At 39.4% G+C, this 24,843-nt stretch carries 13 protein-coding genes; all 13 read left to right on the plus strand.

What is annotated here, in order from left to right:
• Positions 1-208: 208 nt before the first annotated feature.
• The 13 genes from BACCELL_RS11565 to BACCELL_RS11625 all read left to right on the plus strand — a co-directional run bounded on the left by BACCELL_RS11565 (position 209) and on the right by BACCELL_RS11625 (position 24,835).
• On the plus strand, positions 209-2,152 hold the full coding sequence (locus BACCELL_RS11565; RefSeq protein WP_169309600.1) for a glycoside hydrolase family 3 protein: 1,944 nt from the start codon (positions 209-211) through the stop codon (positions 2,150-2,152).
• 3 nt (positions 2,153-2,155) lie between these two features.
• Positions 2,156-2,530, plus strand: a complete 375-nt coding sequence (locus tag BACCELL_RS26315) for a fibronectin type III-like domain-contianing protein (protein ID WP_007211978.1) — start codon at positions 2,156-2,158, stop codon at positions 2,528-2,530.
• A gap of 27 nt (positions 2,531-2,557) precedes the next feature.
• Positions 2,558-6,115, plus strand: a complete 3,558-nt coding sequence (locus tag BACCELL_RS11570) for a glycoside hydrolase family 2 TIM barrel-domain containing protein (RefSeq protein WP_345917008.1) — start codon at positions 2,558-2,560, stop codon at positions 6,113-6,115.
• A complete protein-coding gene (locus BACCELL_RS11575) occupies positions 6,112-8,313 on the plus strand; it encodes a GH92 family glycosyl hydrolase (RefSeq protein WP_007211980.1) in 2,202 nt (733 codons plus the stop codon). The genes BACCELL_RS11570 and BACCELL_RS11575 overlap by 4 nt, the downstream gene beginning before the upstream one ends.
• A 31-nt stretch (positions 8,314-8,344) precedes the next feature.
• Positions 8,345-10,603 carry a GH92 family glycosyl hydrolase gene (locus BACCELL_RS11580; protein ID WP_044153615.1) on the plus strand — a complete coding sequence of 753 codons (2,259 nt, stop codon included), beginning with the start codon at positions 8,345-8,347 and terminating at the stop codon, positions 10,601-10,603.
• A gap of 51 nt (positions 10,604-10,654) precedes the next feature.
• A complete protein-coding gene (locus BACCELL_RS11585; RefSeq protein WP_007211982.1) occupies positions 10,655-12,208 on the plus strand; it encodes an ADP-ribosylglycohydrolase family protein in 1,554 nt (517 codons plus the stop codon).
• Positions 12,209-13,184: 976 nt separating this feature from the next.
• A complete protein-coding gene (locus BACCELL_RS11595; RefSeq protein WP_044153616.1) occupies positions 13,185-14,630 on the plus strand; it encodes a hypothetical protein in 1,446 nt (481 codons plus the stop codon).
• Positions 14,631-14,931: 301 nt separating this feature from the next.
• Complete coding sequence (locus tag BACCELL_RS11600) at positions 14,932-17,166, plus strand: ATP-binding protein (RefSeq protein ID WP_242577612.1); 2,235 nt, start codon at positions 14,932-14,934, stop codon at positions 17,164-17,166.
• Between the two features lie 103 nt (positions 17,167-17,269).
• A complete protein-coding gene (locus tag BACCELL_RS11605) occupies positions 17,270-18,532 on the plus strand; it encodes a TolC family protein (protein WP_007211987.1) in 1,263 nt (420 codons plus the stop codon).
• Positions 18,533-18,535: 3 nt separating this feature from the next.
• Positions 18,536-19,633, plus strand: a complete 1,098-nt coding sequence (locus BACCELL_RS11610; protein WP_007211988.1) for an efflux RND transporter periplasmic adaptor subunit — start codon at positions 18,536-18,538, stop codon at positions 19,631-19,633.
• A 17-nt stretch (positions 19,634-19,650) separates the two neighbouring features.
• Entirely contained in the window at positions 19,651-22,776 is a 3,126-nt protein-coding gene (locus BACCELL_RS11615) for an efflux RND transporter permease subunit (RefSeq protein ID WP_007211989.1), read from the plus strand.
• A 36-nt stretch (positions 22,777-22,812) separates the two neighbouring features.
• Positions 22,813-23,490, plus strand: a complete 678-nt coding sequence (locus BACCELL_RS11620; RefSeq protein WP_007211990.1) for a response regulator transcription factor — start codon at positions 22,813-22,815, stop codon at positions 23,488-23,490.
• 13 nt (positions 23,491-23,503) lie between these two features.
• On the plus strand, positions 23,504-24,835 hold the full coding sequence (locus BACCELL_RS11625) for a sensor histidine kinase (RefSeq protein ID WP_029426628.1): 1,332 nt from the start codon (positions 23,504-23,506) through the stop codon (positions 24,833-24,835).
• The last annotated feature ends 8 nt before the right edge of the window (positions 24,836-24,843 follow it).

A 24,843-nucleotide genomic window follows, 5' to 3' on the forward strand; every position in this document is an offset into this window, starting at 1 on the left:
ATTTATCATATTGATATTATATGTGGGTTGGGTGGGAATCTGTTCTGCCTAGCAAAAATTCTCTTGTATTTCGGGGCCCTTCCCAATTTTGTTGGTTTGTTAGATTAAGAGTGGGAAGATTGGAATACAGAACTTGTTCGGGTTATTTATGATGTCTTTTTACCGACTGGATGAGAAGTACAAGTCTGTTATATTAAAAATAAATATTATGAAATCAGGAATGAAGTGTATTACAACGGGATTATTTAAAATCTTTATATTGACATTGTCATGGGGAAGTCTCCAGGCTCAGGTCTTAAAGAATTTGCCTCAACTGGGAAAGGATCCGGTCAAAGAAGTGATAGAGGCAATGACTTTGGCTGAAAAAGTTAATTTGGTAGGTGGAATGGGGAGATTGGGAGATGCTCCGCAAGAGGTATCAGGTATCAGGATGTATGGGGTACCGGGAGCCGCAGCTACGACTTATCCTATTCCTCGTTTGGGAATTCCCGCAATTATACTATCCGATGGCCCGGCTGGAGTACGTATCGATCCGCATCGGCAGAACAGTGAGAAGAAATATTATGCAACAGCTTTCCCGGTTGCGACTTTGTTAGCTTCTTCATGGGATAAAGAGTTGGTGAAAGAAGTAGGAACAGCCTTTGGGAAAGAAATTCTGGAATATGGGGTTGATGTTATACTTGCACCGGGAATGAATATTCAGCGGAATCCTCTCGGAGGACGGAATTTTGAGTATTATTCGGAAGATCCATATCTGTCCGGTCATATTGCTGCTGCTATGGTCAATGGAATCCAAAGTGAGGGAGTAGGAGCTACTATCAAACATTTGGCTGTTAATAGTGAAGAGACTAATCGCTTGAGACATAGTAGTGAATTGACGGAAAGAACTTTACGGGAAATCTATTTGCGTGGTTTTGAAATAGCCATCAAAGAATCCAATCCATGGCTTGTAATGAGTTCCTATAATTTGATTAATGGAATTTTTGCTTCGGAAAGTAGTGAACTGTTAACTACTATTTTGCGGAATGAATGGGGGTATGGTAGTTGTGTTGTGAGCGATTGGGGAGCTGGACTCAATTCTGTGGAACAAATGAAAGCTGGCAATGACTTGATAATGCCGGGAAATTGGGAGCTTACGAAAGCTATTTATGATGCAGTCAATGAAGGTCGGTTGGATGAAAAAATATTGGATCGTAATATTGAACGGATTCTTTCTGTAATAGCTAAATCACCTTCTTTAAAGAAATATGCATATTCAGATCAACCACCTTTTGAGGCTAATGGAAAGATTGTGAGGAGAGCTGCGGCTGAGAGTATGGTGTTACTTAAGAATGAGAAGTCGACATTACCTTTAGATAAGAATCAGAAAATAGCATTATTCGGATGTACATCCTATGATAATATGGCTGGTGGTTTTGGTAGTGGAGGAGTACATAAGGCATATAATATTTCTTTAAACCAAGGGCTTACTTCTGCGGGGTTTGAAGTTGATTCTAAACTTGTAAAGGTCTATGATGAGTATGTGAAAGAACAAAATAAAATATGGAAGATAGATAATCCGATGGAAATATCACCTTCTATACCAGAAATGGAAGTCAGCGAATCGTGGATTAAGCTGTTAGCGAAGCAAATGGATGTAGCTGTTATCACAATTGGAAGGAATTCTGGCGAAGGATCTGACCTTTCAGAGAAAGCTTTTGGTCTTATACCTGAAGAAGCTAAACTTATAGAGAACGTTAGCAGAGAGTTTCATGCGATGAAAAAGAAAGTAATCATTGTGATGAATATTTCTAATGTAATGGAGGTAGCATCGTGGCGTAACTATGCAGATGCTATATTACTGGCATGGCAAGGGGGACAAGAAGGGGGAAATTCAATAACTGATATTTTATGTGGTGCCGTTAATCCTTCAGGAAAACTGACAGCATCTTTTCCAATGACTTATAGAGATGTCCCGTCATATAATAACTTTCCTGGAACTCCTAAGGATGCTTCTAATCCGGAATATTCTTTATACGAAGAAGGGATTTATTTAGGATACCGTTATTACAACACATTTGGTATTAGACCGGCATATGAATTTGGATATGGACTATCATATTCTCATTTTGCTTATTCAGATCTGAAAATAAGTTCAGATATATTTCAATAAAAAATGAAGGTGCAAATTACTATTACAAATAAAGGAGAATATCCTGGTAAAGAGGTGGTGCAGCTTTATTTAAAGGCACCAGCTATCCGACTTGAGAAACCTGTAAATGAACTGAAAGGTTTTGCTAAAACAAAACTCCTGCAATCGGGGGAATCACAGGTTTTGGAGTTCGAATTAGATTCTTCTTCTTTGGCTTCTTATGATGCATCACTTTCTTCATGGATTGCAGAGAAGGGTAAGTATACTATTCAGATGGGAGCATCTTCCTTAGATATAAGAAAGAAAGCCACATTTAAACTGGTAGATGATATTCTTGTAGAAAGATGTCATACTGTCCTACCACTTAAGAGGGAAATTAAGGAATTGACACATAAATAGTAATATTGCTTTGATATACCATCTATGATGAAAAGAATTAAACTCAGTATTGCTTTTCTTTGGTGCATAATTGCTGTCTATGGGCAGGAAATTAGAGGAGATGTTTTATATAAAATCATTTCTCCCTCCGGTTTACTGTTAGACAACAAAGAAAGTTTGGAAAATGACGTCCAGGTGGTACTTTCTGCCGATAATGGCAGTGAAGGACAGCTTTGGAGGATAGTAGCATTTGATGAAAATTGTTTTCTGATTTATAGTCCTTTCTGCAATAAAAGTCTGGATATTTATAATTCTATTCCGGGAAAGAATTTTCTGAAATTATGGGATTTTAATCGTAAGAATAGTAATCAGCACTGGCAAATGGCAGCGACAGAAGGTGGTTTTTATATTCGTCATAGTACTACTCAGCGATGTGTAACAGTGTGTGAGGGAGAAAATGAAGATTCACCGGTATCTGTTGTATCGAACAATCCAACTATATGGAAGCTGGAAGTTACTAATGTAGAAGTGCCTCCTGAGAATTTGCGGGGAGAATCTGAATGGGAAAATGAACGGATATTTGCAGTGAATAAAGAGAAAGGTCACGTAACATATATACCATTTTCCTCTATCGAGAGTTTGAAGGGTGATAAATCATTTGATTTTCCATGGGAAACACCAAGTTCCGATCTTTATCAGTCGTTGAATGGAATGTGGAAATTTTATTGGGTGAAGGAACCTTCCGAAAGACCTTTGGAATTTTATAAAGTGGACTATGATGTTTCTCATTGGAATGAATTACCGGTTCCGTCTAATTGGGAGATGTATGGATATGGTACTCCCATATATACTAACGTGAATTATCCATTTCGGAATTTACCTTCAGTAATCCGTCCTCAAAAAGGATTTACCAATGAAGTAGAGGTTAATCCGGTTGGATCGTATCGCAGAAATTTTGTGGTTCCTGTGGATTGGAAAGATAAAGAAATATTTCTTCATTTTGATGGAGCTTATAGTGGTATTTATATATGGGTAAATGGAGAGAAAGTGGGATACAGTCAGGGTGCTAATAATGATGCAGAGTTTAATATCACCCCCTATATACGTACCGGAGAAAATGTTTTGGCGGTTGAAGTTTATCGTTGGACAGATGGCAGTTATTTGGAAGATCAAGATATGTTTCGGTTAAGTGGCATTCACCGTGATGTGTATCTGTATGCTACTCCCCGATTACATGTTCGGGATTATCATTTATCATGTCGTTTTTTGAATGAAGAGTTAACTTCTTCTGAATTTCAGATGAAAGCTATGATCAGGAATTATGACAGGAGGAAATCTGGTAAACAAATTCTTGAAATTCAATTGTTAGATAAATTTGGAAATGTAACTACTTGTATGTCTCAAGAATTGAAACCGTTGAAACCTGGAGAAGAAGTTGTTATTGATCTGAATAGTAGCGTTACAAATCCTCTGTTATGGAGTGCGGAGAAGCCTGATTTGTACACAGCAATTATAGCTTTGAGGAATAAAGATGGAAGAGTAACTGAAGCCATGTCCACTAAATTTGGTTTTCGCAAGGTAGAGGTACGTAATAAACGTGTTTACATAAATAATAAGCAAGTCTTTTTTAAAGGCGTAAATCGCCATGATATTCATCCCCAATATGGTAAAGCTGTTCCGTTGGAAACGATGCTTTTGGATATTGTATTAATGAAGCGGCATAATATTAATACTGTCAGAACCAGTCATTATCCTAATAGCTCTAAAATGTATGCAATGTATGATTATTATGGGTTGTATGTAATGGATGAGGCTGATATGGAAAATCATGGGAATCAAGGACTCAGTGAAAATAAAGATTGGGAACCTGCTTTTGTGGATCGTTTGGAAAGGTTAATACAGCGAGACAGAAACCATCCTTCTGTGATTTTTTGGTCTCTTGGTAATGAGGGAGGGAGTGGCGAGAATTTTTATGCAATGTATCAAAAGGCAAAAGAGTTGGATACAACCCGCCCCGTACATTATGAAGGAAATAATACCTATGCCGATATTGATTCTCATATGTATCCGGATGTTGAGAAGATGAAAGCGCATGACCGGAATAAATCGGATAGACCTTATTTTTTATGTGAATATGCACATGCGATGGGCAATGCTCCCGGAAATCTAATTGAATACTGGGATTATATTGAAAATCATTCGGAACGAATGATTGGTGGCTGCATTTGGGATTGGGTAGATCAGGGCATTAATAAATACGGTTATCCCTCGGATCATTATTTTTATGGTGGAGATTTTGGGGATAAACCCAATGATGCCGATTTTTCATGTAATGGCTTGGTTACTCCGGATCGGGGGATCACCCCAAAATTGTTAGAGACAAAAAAGGTTTACCAATATATTCATTTTATTTCCGATAATCCGGAAACCGGAGAGATAAGAATTTCTAATGGGTATGACTTTACAAATCTGAATGAATTTGATATTACTTGGGAAGTCTTGAGAGAGGGGCAGGTCGTAGAGGTAGGAGAAATAGCGTCAATGGATTTGCTTCCGGATGAGACTATACAGATAAGAATACCGTTTAAAACTCAGATAGATGCTCGATATGAATACTTTCTAAATATCTATGCTGAACGATCGAAGGCGACACTCTGGTCGGAAAAGGGGGAAAGAGTAGCTTCTGAGCAATTTGTATTGAATGTATGTCCTAATGAACAGTTGCCTCTTTTTTCAAATACATCGGAATTGGCTGTTAGTAGTGAGAGAGATTTATCAATAAAAGGTCAGAACTTTCAGGTTACATTTGATATGAAACAAGGTTTCTTGATCTCTTGGCTGTATCAGGATCGGGAGTTGATAGATAAAGGGCAAGGACTGACTTTTAATTGGTATCGCAGTGTTAGTAATGATAAGTTTACAGATCAAAACTATTATGAACCGGATCATAAGTTGTTATCTTTTTCATTTGATGTTGATAAAAAGAGAAACTGTGTTCTCGTCCATAGCCGACATGAAATTCTACTTCATACCACTAAAAAAGAGATTTCAGTTCCTTACCAAATAGATTACACGATTTATGCAGATGGAAAAATAGGAGTACAGGCTACGTTTATAAAACCCAAAGATGGAGAAATTATACGGCGGCTTGGTTTACAAATGGTTCTTCCGGAAGATATGGAATATGTACAATGGTATGGCAGGGGGCCTCATGAAAATTATATAGATAGGAAAACTTCTGCTTACATCGGAATATATCAGAACACAGTTACCGGTATGGAAGAGCATTATGTACGTTCTCAAAGTATGGGAAACAGAGAAGATGTTCGTTGGGTTACGATAACCAATGAGAAAAAGGTAGGTATAAAGGTCATTTCTTTGGATAAAATGAGTTTTAGCGCACTTCATTTCACGGATCAAACATTGTGGATGGCAACTCATGACTTTAGGTTGCCATTAGTTCGGAAGCCGGAAGTTTATCTCAACATAGATTGTATGCAACAGGGGCTTGGAAATGCTACTTGCGGTCCTATGCCTTTGGAGCAGTACATGATTCCTGAAGATGAAAAAATTAGTTATTCATTTAAAATAGAACCAGTCAAATGAAAAGAAATAGTTTTAGTTTTTTATTACCTCTTATTGGGCTTGTTGTGGTTATTTTTTCTTGTAAAAATGAAGATGATCCATTTGAATATTTACAGTATGTAAATCCTTTTATTGGTACGGCATATACCGGACACACATTTCCCAATGCAACCTGTCCTTTTGGAATGGTACAACCGGGGCCACAGACCGGAAATTTTGCCTGGGAGTATTGCAGTGGGTATAATTATGAAGATTCTCTGATGTGGGGATTTTCTCAAACACGTCTGAATGGTACGGGAATACCGGATTCCGGTGATATATTGATGATGCCTTTTGCCGGACAATGCAGAGAGAATTATAAAAGTTTTTTTGATAAGAAAACAGAAGTGGCTTATCCTGGGTATTATGCTGTAGATCTGGTCGATAATCAGGTGAAAGTAGAATTGACCTGTACTCCTCATGTAGCAATGCATCGTTACTTATTCAATGAAGAAAATCCCGGGCTATATATTGACTTTCAGAGTGGTTGTGTCAGTTCTGAACAGCAATATGACAACAGAGTTATTTATGCGGATATTAAAACACCGGATCATTATACGATTACAGGAGAAATGCAGGTTAGACACTGGGTGGAACGCCGTTTGTTTTTCGTAATCAAATTTGATAAGCCTTTTATTTCTGAAGAACGGAAGTTGGTGAAAGAGTCTCATAGGGCACCTTCGTGTGTTTATCGTTTTGAAACTAACGGAAAAAAGCAAAGTCAATTATTGGTGAAAGTGGGTATCTCTACAGTTAGTATCGAGGGAGCAGAGGAAAATCTTCGTTCAGAACTGGATCATTGGAACTTTGATCAGGTAAAGTTGGAAGCAGGAAAGAAATGGGAGAATTATTTGTCACGTGTACAGATCAAGGGAACTACTGATCAGAAAGTTAGTTTTTATACCTCTATGTATCATTTGATGATTCAACCGAATAACATAGCAGATGTTGACGGACAATATAGAAATTCTGAGGATAGTGTTTCGATTTCTCCCTTTGGCAAATACTATTCTACTTTTTCTCTTTGGGATACTTATCGGGCTGCCCATCCTCTTTATACAATCTTGACTCCGGAATTGGTGAGTGATATGGTTAATACAATGTTATTGCATGCTAATGCTCATGGATTTTTGCCGATATGGGCTCTGTGGGGAAAAGAAAACCACTGTATGATTGGTAATCATGGGATTCCTCCTGTTGTAGAGGCATGTCTGAAAGGGTTTCCAGGTATTGATCAGGAACAAGCTTATGCAGAAGTGAAAAAATCATTATTAATACCACACCATAAGTCTGAGTGGAATATCTATGATAAGTATGGATATTTTCCGTTTGATATAATATCCGAAGAATCGGTATCGAGAACTCTGGAAAATTGCTACGATGATTATTGTGCTGCACAATTGGCTGCCAAATTAGGCAAGACAGAAGACTATAATTTTTTTATTAAACGCTCCGGATATTGGAAAAATCTTTTTGATGAAGAAAACAAGTTGGTGAGAGGAAAAGATTCTGACGGTCGATGGAGAACTCCTTTTGATAGGTTCGCCTTATCACATGCTGGTACGGCAGGAGGAGACTATACTGAAGGAAATGCTTGGCAATATACCTGGCACGTACAGCATGACGTCGAAGAACTTATCAATAGGGTGGGAGGCAATGAAGCTTTCGTGACTAAACTGGATTCTTTATTTTTCCTTGATCACACAGCCGAGGTTAAAGGATTTGTTGGAGATGTAACAGGACTCATCGGACAATATTCGCAGGGAAATGAACCCAGCCACCACATCATATATTTATATCGGCTTGCTGGTAAAAAAGGATCTACAGAGGCTTTAGTGAGAGATGTCTTCGAGCGCTTTTATCAACCTTATCCGGACGGTTTATGTGGAAATGATGATTGTGGACAAATGTCTGCGTGGTATATTTTCAGTGCTATGGGCTTCTATCCTGTAAATCCTGTTAGTGGTGAATATATTTTGGGGGCGCCCCAGGTTCTGGAAATCAATATAAAATTGTCCGATGATAAGACTTTTACAGTACGGGCAGATAAGTTATCTGATAAAAATAAGTACGTAAAATCCATTAAGTTCAATGATAAAGAAGTAAATGAAAATTTTATCACTTATCAGCAGATAATGAATGGTGGAATGTTAGTTTTTGAGATGACTGATCGGGAGTAGAATTTTTTGTTAAATAATAATCTGCACTATCATGAAATTACATATAACTATAAGTTTGATATTATGCACCATATTATCTTGCTTCTCTTGTACAAAAAGCGATGTTGGTAAAACTCCGGTTGATTATGTAAATCCGTATTTGGGCAATATCAGTCATATACTGGTACCTACGTATCCGACAGTACATTTACCCAACAGTATGCTTCGGATATATCCGGAACGAGATGATTTTACCTCGGATCAGATAGAAGGATTACCTGTAATTGTAACCAGTCACAGAGGCAATTCAGCTTTTAATATTAGTCCGGTGAATGGGAAGTCTCCAGTATCAGTTCCTGTGAAAAAATATACTTATGATAATGAAAGTATTACTCCTTATCGTTATTCTGTATTCCTGGATGAAGAGGATGTAAATGTTGATTACTCTTTATCTCATCAGTCCGGGATCTATAATTTGACATCTGCTAATGATGAACTGAATTATATAGTGGTGAACACCCGGAAAGGAAAACTGGAACAAGTAGACGAAAGTACGATATCGGGTTATCAATGTATTGGTGAAAGTGAAGTTAAAGTATATCTTTATTTGGAATCGCAGTCTCCTGTAAAAAGTTTGGGTGCTTTGATTGATAGGACTGTGGATTATAGTAAAAACTCGGTGGAAGGTATCGATCAAGCTTTGGTTCTGGAGTTTGCAACCGGACAAATGAATCTTAGATATGGAGTCTCGTTTATCAGTACTGAACAGGCCAAACGGAATCTTAGAAGAGAGATTGATACTTATGATGTGAATGTAATAGCTGAGATTGGGAGAAGCAAATGGAATGAAGTTTTAGGTAAAATAGAAGTAAATAGCCCTGATGAAGATAATAAAATTCTTTTTTATACCTCTTTATACAGAACTTATGAGCGAATGATTAATATTTCGGAGGATGGATTTTATTATAGTGCCATGGATAATACGGTTCATGCTGATCAAGGAATTTCTTTTTATACCGATGATTGGGCGTGGGATACTTATCGTGCAACACATCCGTTGCGTGTATTGATAGAGTCTGATATGGAAATAGAAATGATCCAATCCTATATGCGTATGGCCCAACAGACTAAAGAAGGGTGGATGCCGACTTTTCCGGAGGTAACGGGAGACAGTCATCGGATGAATGGTAATCATATCGTTGCTTCTGTGTGGGATGCTTATTGTAAAGGATTATGTGGTTTTGATCTTGAAGTTGCTTATGACGCTTGCAAAAAGGCTTTGACGGAAAAATCATTGTTACCTTGGAAGAGGACGCCTAATACTGAACTGGATCTCTTCTATCGTACTAATGGATATTATTCGGCATTGCGCCACGGAGAAAAAGAATATGTGGAAGAAGTTGATTCTTGGGAAAAACGGCAATCTGTGGCAGTAACTTTAGGGACTTGTTTTGATGATTGGTGCTTGTCGCAGATTGCTAAAGAGTTAGGAAAAGATGCGGATTATTCTTATTTCTTGAAGCAGTCCTATAATTATCGGAATCTGTATAATCCTGAGACAATGTTTTTCCATCCTAAAGATATAAATGGAAATTTTATCTATCCTTTTGATTATACTTTTTCCGGGGGATTGGGAGCAAGAGAGTTTTATGATGAGAATAATGCATGGATTTATAGATGGGATGTCCCCCATAATCCGGCAGATTTAATTTCATTGATGGGAGGAGCAGATCGATTTGTCGCTAATTTGGATCAGACATTTCGTGAACCTTTGGGTAAAAGCAAGTATGCTTTTTATTCTCAGCTCCCCGATCAGACAGGTAATGTCGGACAGTTTTCTATGGCTAACGAACCGGCTTTGCATATTCCTTATTTGTATAATTATGCTGGTCAACCATGGAAAACTCAGAAGAGGATACGTGAATTGCTGAGGCAGTGGTTCAGAAATGACTTGATGGGGATGCCAGGTGATGAAGATGGAGGCGGAATGTCTGCTTTTGTTGTCTTTTCTGCCATGGGCTTTTATCCGGTTACTCCAGGATTGCCTGTTTATAATATAGGAAGTCCGTTATTTGAAAATATAAAAATGAAACTGAGCAATGGGAATATCTTTGAAATTGATGTCCGGAATTTCTCAGAAAAGAATAAATATATTCAGTCTGCATCCTTGAATGGAATAGAATGGAACAAGCCATGGTTTCACCATAACGATATCATTAATGGTGCAAAACTGATTTTAGTTATGGGAGAAAAAGCTAATAGGAATTGGGGAGCATCTTTGAGAAATTCTCCTCCTTCATTAGAGAATTGAAAGATTAGATCGGGATGATTTTCACATTTCAGAATATAATAAATTAATATTATGAAAAATATTGTAGCAATATGTTACTTCTCACTTTTTGCTTTTGCGCTAACTCTGCCTCTTGTTACTTATGCGAAAGCTCAAAAAGGAGGTGCTGAACAAGTTAGTTTGGCTAAAGAACAGTTAGCAGATAAGATAAAAGGTGGTTGGGCTGGTAAAACTATTGGTTGTACTTATGGAGGTCCTATAGAATTCTTATTTAATGGTACAATGATTCAGGATTATACTCCCATTCTTTGGTCAAAGGACCGGGTGAAGTGGTACTATGACAATTTTCCCGGATTATATGATGATTTGTATATGGATATCGTGTTTGTAGAAGTTTTGGAACAATTGGGCTTTGAAGCACCTGCTGATTCCTTTGCTGTGACTTTAGCTAACGCGGAATTTCCGCTATGGCATGCCAATCAGGTTGCCCGTTATAATATTCAGCAAGGTATTATGCCTCCTATGTCAGGACATTGGATCAATAATCCGCATGCTGATGATATTGACTATCAGATTGAAGCTGATTTTGCTGGATTAATGTCTCCCGGAATGCCTAATAGTGCGTCGGCATTTTCTGATAAGATAGGTCACATCTTTACTTATGGTGATGGATGGTATGGCGGAGTTTATGTAGGTGCTCTCTTTGCCATGGCTTTCGTCTCAGATGATATAGAACAAATCGTGGAAAAAGCATTGAAAACAGTTCCTGTTAAAAGTGATTTTTACCAATGTATAAAGGATGTGATAGAATGGCATAAAAAATATCCTGATGACTGGAAACAAACATGGTTTGAATGTGAAAAGAAATGGACTTCAGAAGTTGGATGTCCGGATGGGGTGTTCACACCGTTCAATATTGATGCAAAAGTTAATAGCGCCTATGTAACGATTGGTTTACTATATGGAAAAAAGGATTTTTTTCAGACAATTGATATTGCTTCGCGTTGTGGACAGGATGCTGATTGTAATGCATCGACTGCGGCAGGAGTTTTGGGTACAATGATTGGATATTCCAACATCCCTGAAATCTGGCGTGAAAGCCTTTATGAGGTAGTAAACCGTCCTTTTGCATACACGGATGTTTCTTTAAATAAATTGTGTGATTTGAGCCTAAAACATGCTCTGAAAATAATAGAGCAGGAAGGAGGTAAAATAGAGCAGGATGTAGTGATTATCCGGACACAAAATCCGGTAGCTGTACGGTATGAGAAATCCTTTGAAAACCATTTTCCTGTTGAGAAGAAAGTAATCAATACAGTGCTGAAAGATCCTATTTCATTTCAGTTTGAAGGTGTCGGATTTGTACAAAGAGGTTATGTAAGCTGCCAGGATGTGAATTATGTAGCTCAGGTAGAAATGTATTTGGATGGTAAAATGATGGAGAAGGCTTATCTTCCTGTATCCTTCAATGCACGTCGTCCCGATTTATTTCATAGATATCAATTACCGAAGGGATTTCATCAAATCAGTTTCAAATGGTTAAACCCACGTCAGGATGCAGAAGTTCATTTTGGGGAGGCTATAATCTACTCTGATGAACCGGACAAACATAAGTTGATTAAATAAATTGGTATTTTAAGTTGTATGTTCGAATAATAGAACTGATATAGTATTTGTTTCGGATAGCTATGCTATGACATAAGCCGTATCTGAACCGCGCTTGCTCCGTACATTTAGGAGAGGTGGTCAGATTTTTTTTCCTAACTTTGCAAAGGATAGTTGAGAAGCTATTGCCATGTTATAAGTAGATATTTATAATTATATTGCGTTATCTTCGCGTTAGACAAAAAGTGGAAGCGAATGTAGATCAAATTGACCGAATCCGAACAGGGCGAACAACTGCTGTGCTTCCGTACTGGTGAAAGCCATTGTTTTCGAATGCGCTGCCGTGTAATATTACTCAAATCAGAGAGTTTGAGTTCTGTTGTAGTAGGGGAACAGACAGACATGACCGCCCAAAGTGTCAACAATTGGATCAAACGTTTCGAGTTGGCAGGCATTAAGGGTTTACATCCCCGTCTTGGGTAAGGACGCAACAAATAATAGACTGTTCGGACAAAGAAGCTGTGCGCAAGGCCATCGAAGCAGATAGGCAAAGCGGCTGCTTAATTCTGAACAATTGCCTACACAAATAACTATACTTGCAGAGAATGGCGAACAACAAAATGTCGAAATGTTTATCAACGACTGGATCGACGTTCAAGATGATAGATACAGGTTCCTCGTAATAGATGATATAGGGCAAATAGTGATCAAAACTCATGAGATGGTTTGTTCTGAATATGTTTTACCACATTGTGGGCATTCTTCATTAAAATAGCAAGCCCTGGTTCCTGAAAATAGGTTAAGTAAGAATTAGTATCGTACTCTAAAGGAATAATAATCTCTCGATACGTTTTATGTGTTTTCTTTTATAAGTGAATATTTTAGTGCAATATCCTGATATTATGATTGATAATCATTAACTTTGTAAAGTTACTAATTTTTTGGTCATGAACATATATTTCTAACCAAAGAATATAGTGATTGTTATTTATGTGATATGACATTGAGGAACAAATATCTGCATGCTTATTCTTTTTTACCTGCCATATCGCGTGGCAGGCTTTTAATGGGCATTTTTGTCGGATTATTGTTTGCCTGTTGTTTCTATGCTTTTCTATATGTATGTCGTGAAGCTTTACGTATCCTTTTTTTCATGACAGAAGATTACGATGTCTTGGTACTATCGAATGCCACTGTGCATTTCTGTAACTTTATTTTGGCATATATTGCTACTGTATTGGGGCAATCCCTTTGTTTTGTCTGTTGGTTTGAGATTCCTCTTCGAAAGCTGGGGAAATATGCATCGCAAATGCGGGCAGTTATTAATGATCAACGTAGCATGAATTCTTATTTCCTTAGTTGGTTTTCGCGTTTGGCATATGTGTTTGCATTACTTATTGGGGGGACGATGGGCGGAGGAATTTATGTTATACGTACTTTTTCGGATTATAAGTATGTTTTGCTTCTTGTTATTTTTGTACTTTTCCTACATACCTGGCTTACTATTAGGCGCTTGTTTAATGGAATAAGTTTCAGGTGGATGTTAGTATCTGCAATATTCCTGTCTGTTTTCTCTTTAGGGCTGTCTCGAATAAATCTGATTGATTATAAATGTATAAATGAGATAATCCTCAGTAGAAATATAAACTATACTCATCTCTTACAACTTCCTGAAGCAGTATGTTTCGAACGGATGAATAGCGAAAATCGGCGTAGGGCTACTTTATGGATTGCTGAAAATAAGAATAAGCTTGTCGATGCGGGCCCTGTTGTTTTTGTTAAACATTTTGGGAGGTGTGGGACTTATAATGGCGAGCAAATTTCATTTGATAGCTTGAAGGAATATTTTCGTAGATGGGATCAAAATACATTGGAAGATACAAAGTCTGAGCCTTGTATTCTTTATATTCATCGGGATATAAAAATGAACTATGTAAACAGAATTAAAAAGTGTCTTGCAGAATTGCAAGCTTATCGAATACAATATGCAGTGTTACCGTCCGTACGAGAGTATGATGATAAGTATTATACGTATTTGGTATTTCCGTTGGTAACCAGTCGCTATTTCGCTGAAGCAGAGGGATGGCAGAAATTGCAAAAAACATCAAATATACCAAAACATGTTCATGATTTGTATACTACTGCTACCGGTGAGATATTTTTTAATGGTACCAAAGTACAATTTGATGATTTTAAAGATTTTATCCTGCACAAGATTCTGGTTATGCCTGATTATTGCATTAAATATCATATTCATGGTAATTCAACCTATGCGGAATATATTTTTATTGTAAGTACTATAATGCAAGTAATTCACGAATTAAGGAATAATTATTCGTTTGAAGTTTATCAGCGAATCTATGAGAATCTTGAATGGGATGAAGCAAAAGTGATACGTGAAAGATTTCCATATCGTGTTGTGGAAATTCCAATAGAATTATAGTTGTTATTTGTTTTTTCTGAGTTAATTATATCGGTTCTGTAATCCTATCTATACTGTAAATTACTACTTAAGAAGAATATAAATAGCAAAAAGATGAACGTAATATGCAAATTTGTCATTGGATATTTCTTAGGCATTTATTTTTTCCTAACTTTGCAAAGGATAGTTGAGAAGCTTTTGCCATTTTATATTTTAATATTTACCCAATATGCCAAATCAGAATACACTTCTGTATCTCCCTTTGACATTTCGAATACTTGCGGTTGCTATTTTCGCTTGTTTATTTCTGGCGCCCAAGGCGATGGCTGATACGAAAGATCAAGAGTATATTGTTCTTATCAGTTCTTCCACTTTTCGTGAGAAATGGGCTTATGATCTGCTTGAAACTGTAGAAAAGGCATTCAATGAAGAAAATTCGGTGAAGGTATATTCGGAGACTCTCACAACATGGCATTTCAATAATCAACAGGAAATAAATCAGAAGGTTGATTATCTAAAGGATAAATATTCTGTTCCTCCCCAAGCCGTCATATTTGTAGGCGATCCGGGATGGTACGTTTGCAAACCGCTTTTTGATACTATCTGGAAAGGGGTACCTACAATTATTTGCCACTCGATGCCGCATACGTCGGCTGATATAAATAAGTATTATAATGGTGAATATATACCTGAAGACCAGATTATCGCTACACCGGAAATGCTGGAACGGTATAATGTGACTGCCATAAATATTCCTGTCTGCATTAAAGAAACCATAGAATTGATGAAGGAGATTACTCCTGAAATGAAAAAGGTTGTCTTGTTATCGGATGACAGATTTATCTGTTCTCTAATTCGGAAAAAAGCAGAAGATATACATCAGCAGTACTTTTCTGATTTAGATATGGAATTTATTACTTATCCTCAGACAAATACAGAAACAATGCTCCGCATTATTAGTGAGTGTGGTAAAGAGACAGGTATTATCTACTGTTCATGGGTGAATGTAGCCAGTCAGAATCTGTCTGAGAAATATTATCCTGATGAGAGAATGCATTCTTATATTTCCGGTATAGTTAAAAAGCCGGTATTCTCGTTGTCTGACCAGTTCACAAGGGTTCATGCTTTATTTGCCGGTGGGCATTATATAGGCAGTTCCGATGTGGAAAGTACTGTTATCGGTGAAATTAGAAGTGCACTGAAGAAGGATGGTACATACGAGGCGAAAACGGTTGTTGCCGGTACGCCCAATACCTATCTTAACTACCAGACATTGCTTGACAAGGGAGTTCCATTAGATAACTTTCCTAAAAATGCGGTTTATTGTGATGTTCCGCCCAGTTTTATTCAGAAGAATATTATTTATGTTGTAATTGTATTGGGTACTGCTATTGTCCTGCTGCTATTTTACTTTATGCACAAGCGTATCAAGAAAGTGAGAGCAACGGAGTGGCAAGAGCATCTGCATTTGCTTGAAAATATTCTCGATAACCTTCCTATTGCAGCCAAGGTGAAAGATGTCGATAATGATATGCGCTATACTTTTATAAATAAAAAGGCTGAAGAACTCTTTGAATATCCGGCTAAGGAGGCGATTGGAAGAACTGATTTCGATATAATGCCTGAGGCTGCAACGATGATCAGGAAAGAAGATGAAGAATTGGTAAGAACGGGAATTGCCCAATTTGGTACCAGGCGTTTCTTTACGAATAAGAACGAGGAACGGTTTACTTTCCAGAATAATAATATAGTTTCATTCTCCGATGGACGTAAATGGATTCTCTATACGGCTTGGGATATTACAGACCAGAAGATTCTGGAACGTAAACTGCGCCTGGCTAAGGAAGAGGCTGAAGAGTCCAATCGTATAAAATCAGCTTTCCTGGCTAATATGAGCCATGAAATACGTACTCCGCTCAATGCAATAGTTGGTTTCTCGAGTATACTGGCTGAAGATGTATCGGAAGAAGAACGGATAGAATACCTCAGTATCATTAGTAAGAACAATGATATATTATTGCAACTGATCAATGACATCCTGGATTTATCAAAGATAGAAGCCGGTACACTGGAATATGTCTATGCAAATATAGACGTAAATAAGATGTTATCTGAAATAGAGCAGGCTGCCAGAATGAGACAACCGAATGCGAATGTCGCTATATGTGCAGTGATGCCTATGCCGGATCTTCTTTTATATACTGACCAGCGTAGAATTACTCAGGTACTGAATAATTTCATCAGCAATGCCATGAAGTTTACAAATACAGGGAGTATCACGTTTGGGTATGAAGAACCCAAAGATGGTTATATACGCTTCTTTGTGACAGATACCGGTACCGGTATCCCTCCTGAAAAAGTGGCGGATATATTCAACCGTTTTGTAAAGCTCGATTCCTTCAAACAAGGAACCGGACTTGGACTGGCTATTTCACAGAATATCGTGAAGGAACTCAAAGGCGAGATCGGAGTACTGTCTGAGTTGGGGAAAGGTTCTACTTTCTGGTTTACGCTGCCTTATGAAAAGATGGGTGCACACCGTTCTATCCTTCCATAAGTGATTTCTAATCATTTTCTAATCTCGTATAAGTTTATTATAATCCGTTCCGGAAGCCTTAATTTTTAAGGAGTTGTACTTTTGCCTCAAAATTGATAAAACAATGATGAGGCAGATTACATTTACCCTTTTTCTTATTTTTTCATGCAGCCTGTGGGCGCAATCGAATCCGTTAAAGTTGACGATGAAGGAGGCGGAGGAACTTTTCCGTACCCACAATCTTTTACTGGTTGTCGAATATTACAATGTAGACATGGCACAGGCACAAGTGGTGCAGGCCAAATTATTTGATAACCCCGTTATCACATTGGAGCAGAATATTTATAACCGCCTGAACGGTAAATATTTTGATTTGGGGAAAGAAGGAGAGTCCGGAGTGCAGATAGAACAAGCCATCAATCTGGCCGGACAACGCAACAAACGAATACGTCTGGAAAAGATTAATCACCAATCCGCTTTATTGCAATTTGAGGAAGTAGCACGCACCTTAAACAGTGAGTTGAAGGAAACCTGTGTCGAAATGTATTTCCTGACCAAGTCCGTGCAGATTTATGATAAAGAGATCACTTCTTTAGAGGAACTGCTGCTATTCTACAAGAATATGGCAGAGAAAGGGAATATTTCATTGTTGGAATTATCCCGTATGCAGGCATTACTGTTATCACTGAAAAAGGAGAAGAATGATGCAGTAAATGAATTGGTATCGAAGAGGGGGAATCTGAAGATGTTATTAAACTTGCCGGTCGCTCAGGAGATAGAAATACTTCTGGATGAAACGATGCTGAGCCGGTTGGATTTGTCCAGTCTGTCACTTGCTGATCTGGATTCCTTGTTACCTTCCCGCCCCGACCAACGGTTGGCCTTCTCTATACTTGAGGCTTCCAAGGCGAATTTGAAGTTACAGCGTTCATTGGCCGCTCCGGAGTTTGCTATTCAGGGGATTTACGACCGTGCAGGAAACTTCATCAACAATTATTTTGCAGTAGGTCTTAGCTTCTCCGTTCCTATTTTCAATCGGAATCAGGGTAATATCAAGTCAGCCAAACTGGAAATAGAAAAGAGCCTGAAAGAGAAAGAATACACAGAGAACAGGGCAAACTCGGAACTGTATGTGGCGTATTCCCGTCTGGAAAAGGCTATGGAACTTTATCAATCAGCAGACGATGACTTGGAAAAGAACTTCAACCGGTTGATTGAAGGGGTGAACGAGAATTTCCGTAAGCGTAATATCAGTATGTTGGAATTGGTCGATTATTACGAGAGTTATAAGGAAACGAGTTTGCAATTGTATGAGACCCGGAAAGATGTTTTTCTGGCCATGGAGAACTTGAATACGGTAGTAGGACGAAATATATTTAATTACTAAGCAATGGATATGAACAGGATTTTACAGGTTTTTATAGGTGCAGTACTATTCTTGAGCAGTTGCTCGACAAAAGATAATAATGAAACTTCAGTATCTCCGGAGATGTGTCTGACAGATAGTTTGATGCAAGTTGTCAGTATAGATACCGTACATACACGTATTTTAATCGACGAGTTGACACTGAACGGTCGTGTGACGTTTAATCAGGAGCAAGTGGTACAGGTTTTTCCAATGTTCGGTGGGCGGGTGATTGCTGTGAATGCCGAGGTGGGAGACTACGTACATAAAGGGGAAGTGCTTGCTGTGGTCAAGAGTGGTGAAGTGGCGGAATATGAGAAACAGCTGAAGGATGCGGAACAACAAGTGGCCGTAACCCGCCGTAACTGGGATGTTGCGCAAGATATGTACAATGCCGGCATGGCTTCGGCCCGCGACACATTGCAGGCCCGTCAGGAATTGGTGAGTGCCGTGACGGAGGAAAGACGCCTGAAGGAAGTCTATTCCATCTATAATCTGTCCGATGAATCCAGATATGAGATTAAATCACCGATAACGGGCTTTGTGGTGGAGAAGCATGTGAATAAAGATATGCAGATACGCTCCGACCAGGGTGAAGAACTATTCACGGTATCCGGTCTGGATAATGTCTGGATTATGGGCGATGTATATGAGAGTGATATCCGCAAAGTAAAAGAAGGTGCTCCTGTCCGTATCACGGCATTGGCCTATCCCGGCAGAGAGTTTGCAGGGAGTATTGATAAGGTCTACCACATCCTCGATGAAGAAAGTAAAACCATGAGCGTGAGAATTAAACTTCGTAATGAAGATTATCTGTTGAAACCCGGCATGTTTACCAATATATATGTACAATGCGAATCAACGGATGATACGATGCCCTGCATTGATTTACATGCCTTGATCTTTGAGAATGGAAAAAATTATGTAGTGACGGCAAGCGAAGACGGCAAGCTGCAAGTAAAGGAAGTGGAAGTGTATAAACAGTTAAGGAACCGGTGCTACATACAGTCCGGCTTGCAGGAGGGCGACCGTATCTTGAATAGAAACACATTGCTGGTATATAACGCATTGAATGCTGATTAACAGATAAAGAATTTGATATGCATAAGTTCATAGACAACATCATAGCTTTCTCTTTGAAGAATAAATTCTTCATATTCTTTTTTACGGTACTTGCGGTTATTGCAGGAATTGTCTCTTTCAAGCATACTCCGATAGATGCCTTTCCGGATGTAACCAACACCAAAGTAACTATTATTACCCAATGGCCCGGGCGGAGCGCCGAGGAGATGGAGAAGTTCATTACTATCCCTATTGAAATAGCAATGAACTCCGTACAAAAGAAGACGGACATACGCTCTACCACCTTGTTCGGACTATCGGTGGTGAATGTAATGTTTGAAGATCATGTAGACGATTTTACAGCCCGTCAACAGGTCTATAATCTATTGAATGATGCTGATTTGCCGGAAGGCGTTACTCCGGAAGTACAGCCTTTGTATGGTCCTACGGGAGAAATCTTCCGCTATACGTTGAGAAGTGAGAAGAAATCGGTTCGTGAACTGAAGACCATTCAGGACTGGGTGATTGAGCGGAATTTACGTTCCGTATCCGGTGTGGCCGATATTGTAAGTTTCGGTGGAGAGGTGAAAACCTTTGAGGTCAGTGTGAATCCCAACCAATTGAGGAATTACGATATTTCCTCTCTGGAGTTGTTTGAAGCCATAGAGAAAAGTAATATCAATGTCGGTGGTGATGTGATCACAAAAAGCTCCCAAGCCTATGTTGTCCGGGGTATCGGACTGATTAACGATGTGGAGGAAATTGGAAATATCGTTGTGAAAAATGTGAAAGGTACTCCTATTCTGGTGAAACACCTGGCAGATGTGCACGAGTCCTGTTTACCCCGCCTCGGACAAGTAGGCCGAATGGATGAAGATGATGTCGTGCAAGGCATTGTCGTGATGCGTAAGGGGGAGAATCCCGGTGAAGTGATTAAAGCCCTGAAAGAAAAAATAGCCTATATCAATAAAGAAGTGCTGCCATCGGATGTACAGATCGTACCTTTCTATGATCGTGAGAACTTGGTAGATCTGGCTGTGAGCACAGTGACACGCAACCTGATAGAAGGCATCCTGTTTGTGACTTTCATTGTGTTGATATTTATGGCGGATTGGCGGACTACCGTGGTGGTGGCAGTGGTCATTCCATTAGCATTATTATTTGCTTTCATTTGCCTGCGTATAATGGGTATGTCCGCCAATTTGTTGTCCATGGGAGCCATTGATTTCGGTATTATTATAGACGGTGCGGTGGTGATGGTCGAGGGTATCTTTGTAGTTCTTGACAAGAAAGCGCGTGAAGTGGGAATGCCGGCATTCAATGTCATGTCAAAGATGGGATTGATCCGTAATGCTGCCAAAGATAAGGCGAAAGCGGTTTTTTTCTCCAAACTGATTATCATTACGGCGCTGATTCCTATTTTCTCTTTCCAGAAAGTAGAGGGGAAGATGTTTTCACCGCTTGCTTTTACGCTGGGCTTTGCTTTGTTGGGGGCATTGGTGTTCACCTTGACTCTGGTACCCGTACTTTCAGCCATGCTGTTAAAGAAGAATGTGCGCGAAAAGAATAACAGGTTCCTCCGCTTTGTTAATGAGAAATCATCCGCCTTGTTTGATGTCTGCTATGCTTATCGCAAGGTGACGATTACGATTGCTACGCTTGTGGCAGTGGTGGGGTTGTATGCATTTTCTTTCCTCGGAACGGAATTCCTTCCCCAGTTGAATGAAGGCTCTATTTATATCCGTGCCACTTTACCGCAAAGTATAGCTTTGGATGAGTCCGTCAATCTGGCAAACAAGATGCGGGCGAAGTTAAGAAGCTTTTCTGAAGTGAAACAGGTGATGTCTCAGACCGGACGCCCCAATGACGGAACCGATGCCACCGGATTTTATAATATCGAGTTTCACGTAGATATTTATCCGGAAAAGGACTGGGAAAGCGGCTTTACCAAACTGGAATTGATTGACAAAATGCAACATGAACTGGAGATTTACCCGGGTATAGACTTTAACTTCTCCCAGCCGATTACGGATAATGTGGAAGAAGCAGCTTCCGGTGTAAAGGGTTCTATAGCTGTGAAAGTCTTCGGTAAAGATCTGTATGAGTCCGAGAAAAAAGCCGTAGATATTTATAAAATATTGGGAACCGTGGATGGCATCGAAGATTTGGGGGTAATACGAAATATCGGACAGCCGGAATTGCGCATAGAACTGGATGAGAATAAGCTCGCACGCTATGGAGTGGCTAAGGAAGATGTACAGTCCATTATCGAAATGGCGATTGGAGGTAAGTCGGCTTCCTTGCTTTACGAAGATGAGAAGAAGTTCAATATCATGGTGCGTTATAAAGAGGAATTCAGATGCAACGAAGATGAGATAGGAAAAATACTGGTACCCGCTATGGATGGTACGATGGTGCCGATTAAGGAACTGTCGGAGATAAAGACTATCACCGGCCCCTTACTTATCTTTCGTGATAATCATGCCCGTTTCTGTGCCGTGAAATTCTCGGTCCGGGGTAGAGATATGGGAACTGCCGTTGCTGAGGCTCAGAAGAAAGTGAATGCGGCAGTGCATTTGCCCGAGGGATATACTTTGAAGTGGACCGGAGATTTTGAAAACCAGCAACGTGCTACTCAACGTTTGGCGCAGGTGGTTCCTGTCAGCATTATCATCATCTTTATTATTCTTTTCATCCTGTTTTCCAATGCACGGGATGCAGGTTTGGTATTGCTGAATGTACCTTTTGCCGCTGTGGGTGGTATTGCTGCCTTGCTCATAACCCGCTTTAATTTTTCGATCTCTGCCGGTATCGGGTTCATTGCTCTTTTTGGTATCTGTATCCAAAATGGAGTGATTATGATATCCGATATCAAACACAATCTGCAGGCGAGGTTGGCGTTGCCCGATGCTGTAAAAACCAGTGTGCGTTCCAGGGTTCGGCCCGTGCTGATGACGGCTGCAATGGCGGCTATCGGCCTGATGCCTGCGGCGCTGAGTCATGGAATCGGTTCCGAATCGCAGCGACCGCTGGCCATTGTTATTATCGGAGGTCTGATCGGGGCTACTTTCTTCGCTTTGTTTGTTTTCCCGTTGATTGTCGAGATCGTTTATGGTAAAATGTTATATGATAAAGACGGTAGATTGAAGCAGAAAAAACTATAAAACGTATATTTGTGCTTTCTTTAAGTTTTAAAAACTATGGCAAAGATACTGTTGGTAGAAGATGAAGTCAATATAGCCTCTTTCATAGAACGGGGATTGCAGGAATTCGGGCATACGGTTTCTGTAGCTTATAATGGTGCGGATGGTTGGCAGCTGGCTCAGGACGAACCTTTTGACTTACTTGTTCTGGATATAATCATGCCCAAGATGAACGGACTGGACCTATGCAGGCAGTACCGCCAACTCTATGGATACGATTCCCCCGTCATTATGCTTACGGCCTTGGGTACAACAGATGATATTGTAAAAGGACTCTACGCAGGTGCCGATGATTATTTGGTGAAGCCTTTCAGCTTTCAGGAGTTGGAAGCGCGTATCACCGCTTTGCTGCGCAGGAGCAAGGAGAAAAGAACTTCGGAGCTTGTTTGTGGTGACCTTATCCTCGATTGCAATACCAGGCGTGCCCGTCGTGGTGACCATGAAATGGAACTGACGGTAAAAGAATACCGACTTTTAGAGCACTTCATGAATAACCAGGGTGTTGTGCTCTCTCGGGTGAATCTCCTGAAACATGTATGGGATAAGAATTTTGATACGAATACCAATGTAGTAGATGTGTATGTGAACTACCTGCGTACTAAGATTGATAAAGATTATGAAAACAAACTTATCCATACGGTGGTAGGTTTGGGCTATATTATGGAATCTCATTAAACGGAGAATCGTAGTGAAGATAGGAAGTAAAATAGCGTTGTTCTATACGGGTATCACGATATGTATGCTTACCTGTATCATGGTTGTTTTCTATTTTTTCATTTATAACTATATCAATAGGCTGTACGATTCTTACCTGGCAGATAAAGCCTATCTTACTGCCCAGAAACATTGGGAAAAGGATGAAGTAGACGAGAGCAGTTATGAAATTATCCGTCAGGAATACGAAGGGCTTCTTCCCCAGGCTAAGGAAATTTTACTGAATACCGATAGCATGGAGACTGTGAAAGATACACTTGATAAGTATCTGAACAAAGAGCAGCAGAAGCGACTATTCATGGAAGAGCCGGTTTCATTTCGTTATAAAAAAGAGGTGGGTGCGGCATTGTATTACCCGGATAATGAAGGTAATTTTATAGTTCTGATACTTGCCCGGAACAACTATGGAACAGAGATACAGAATCATGTGCTTATCCTGATACTTCTTTTGTTCATTTTCAGTTCCATATCGGTTTATTTCATTGGAAGGTTTTATGCCAATCGAATGTTGGCACCGGTGAAGCGTATTTTGAAAGAGCTGCGGCGCATCCGGGGGAATAATCTGAATATCAGGATTAAGACAGCCGGTAACCATGACGAACTGGACGATCTGATCACTTCTATCAATGGTATGCTCGACCGCATAGACGCGGCTTTCAAGTCCGAGAAATCTTTCGTAAGCAGTGCTTCCCATGAACTTAATAATCCGCTGACGGCCATTCAGGGAGAGTGTGAAATCAGCTTGCTGAAAGAACGTTCGCCACAAGAATATATCAAGGCTTTGAACCGTATTTCGGATGAAAGCAAAAGAATCAGCTTGTTGATAAAATCCCTCCTTTTCCTTTCGCATCAGGATGAAGAACTTCTGAAGAATAATATGGAAGATGTGGACCTGGCAGAACTTCTGATCATACTGTGTGCCGAGAATGAGCGGATGCAGTTCAGTAATACATTTCAGAAAGAGAGCCTGCCAGTGGTAAGGGCTAATCTGCATTTGCTGAAAATAGCAATCCGTAATATACTGAACAATGCCTGTAAATATTCCGGTGAACAACCTGTAGCTGTGCGGCTGTATCCTAAGGAAGGGAGCACTATTTTGGAAATAGAAGACAAAGGTATTGGCATTCCCGAAGATGAAATACAGCTTATTTTCCAGGCATTCTATCGTGCAACCAATACAAGGGAATATTCAGGTCATGGTATTGGGCTGGGACTTTCTTTGAAGATATTATCTATTTATGGAGCGAGGATGGAGATTTTATCCAAACTAAATACGTATACGAGAGTGTTGATAACCTTTAAGTGACTAATCAT

This window comes from Bacteroides cellulosilyticus DSM 14838 (genome assembly GCF_000158035.1).
GTDB lineage: Bacteria > Bacteroidota > Bacteroidia > Bacteroidales > Bacteroidaceae > Bacteroides > Bacteroides cellulosilyticus.

What these genes read in the sequence shown, in the direction of transcription:
- BACCELL_RS11580 (WP_044153615.1), top strand. Translation starts at nt 8,345, where the DNA reads ATGAAATTACATATAACTATAAGTTTGATATTATGCACCATATTATCT.
- BACCELL_RS11605 (WP_007211987.1), top strand. Translation starts at nt 17,270, where the DNA reads ATGATGAGGCAGATTACATTTACCCTTTTTCTTATTTTTTCATGCAGC.
- BACCELL_RS11575 (WP_007211980.1), top strand. Translation starts at nt 6,112, where the DNA reads ATGAAAAGAAATAGTTTTAGTTTTTTATTACCTCTTATTGGGCTTGTT.
- BACCELL_RS11615 (WP_007211989.1), top strand. Translation starts at nt 19,651, where the DNA reads ATGCATAAGTTCATAGACAACATCATAGCTTTCTCTTTGAAGAATAAA.
- BACCELL_RS11600 (WP_242577612.1), top strand. Translation starts at nt 14,932, where the DNA reads ATGGCTGATACGAAAGATCAAGAGTATATTGTTCTTATCAGTTCTTCC.
- BACCELL_RS26315 (WP_007211978.1), top strand. Translation starts at nt 2,156, where the DNA reads ATGAAGGTGCAAATTACTATTACAAATAAAGGAGAATATCCTGGTAAA.
- BACCELL_RS11595 (WP_044153616.1), top strand. Translation starts at nt 13,185, where the DNA reads ATGACATTGAGGAACAAATATCTGCATGCTTATTCTTTTTTACCTGCC.
- BACCELL_RS11565 (WP_169309600.1), top strand. Translation starts at nt 209, where the DNA reads ATGAAATCAGGAATGAAGTGTATTACAACGGGATTATTTAAAATCTTT.
- BACCELL_RS11620 (WP_007211990.1), top strand. Translation starts at nt 22,813, where the DNA reads ATGGCAAAGATACTGTTGGTAGAAGATGAAGTCAATATAGCCTCTTTC.
- BACCELL_RS11585 (WP_007211982.1), top strand. Translation starts at nt 10,655, where the DNA reads ATGAAAAATATTGTAGCAATATGTTACTTCTCACTTTTTGCTTTTGCG.
- BACCELL_RS11610 (WP_007211988.1), top strand. Translation starts at nt 18,536, where the DNA reads ATGGATATGAACAGGATTTTACAGGTTTTTATAGGTGCAGTACTATTC.
- BACCELL_RS11570 (WP_345917008.1), top strand. Translation starts at nt 2,558, where the DNA reads ATGAAAAGAATTAAACTCAGTATTGCTTTTCTTTGGTGCATAATTGCT.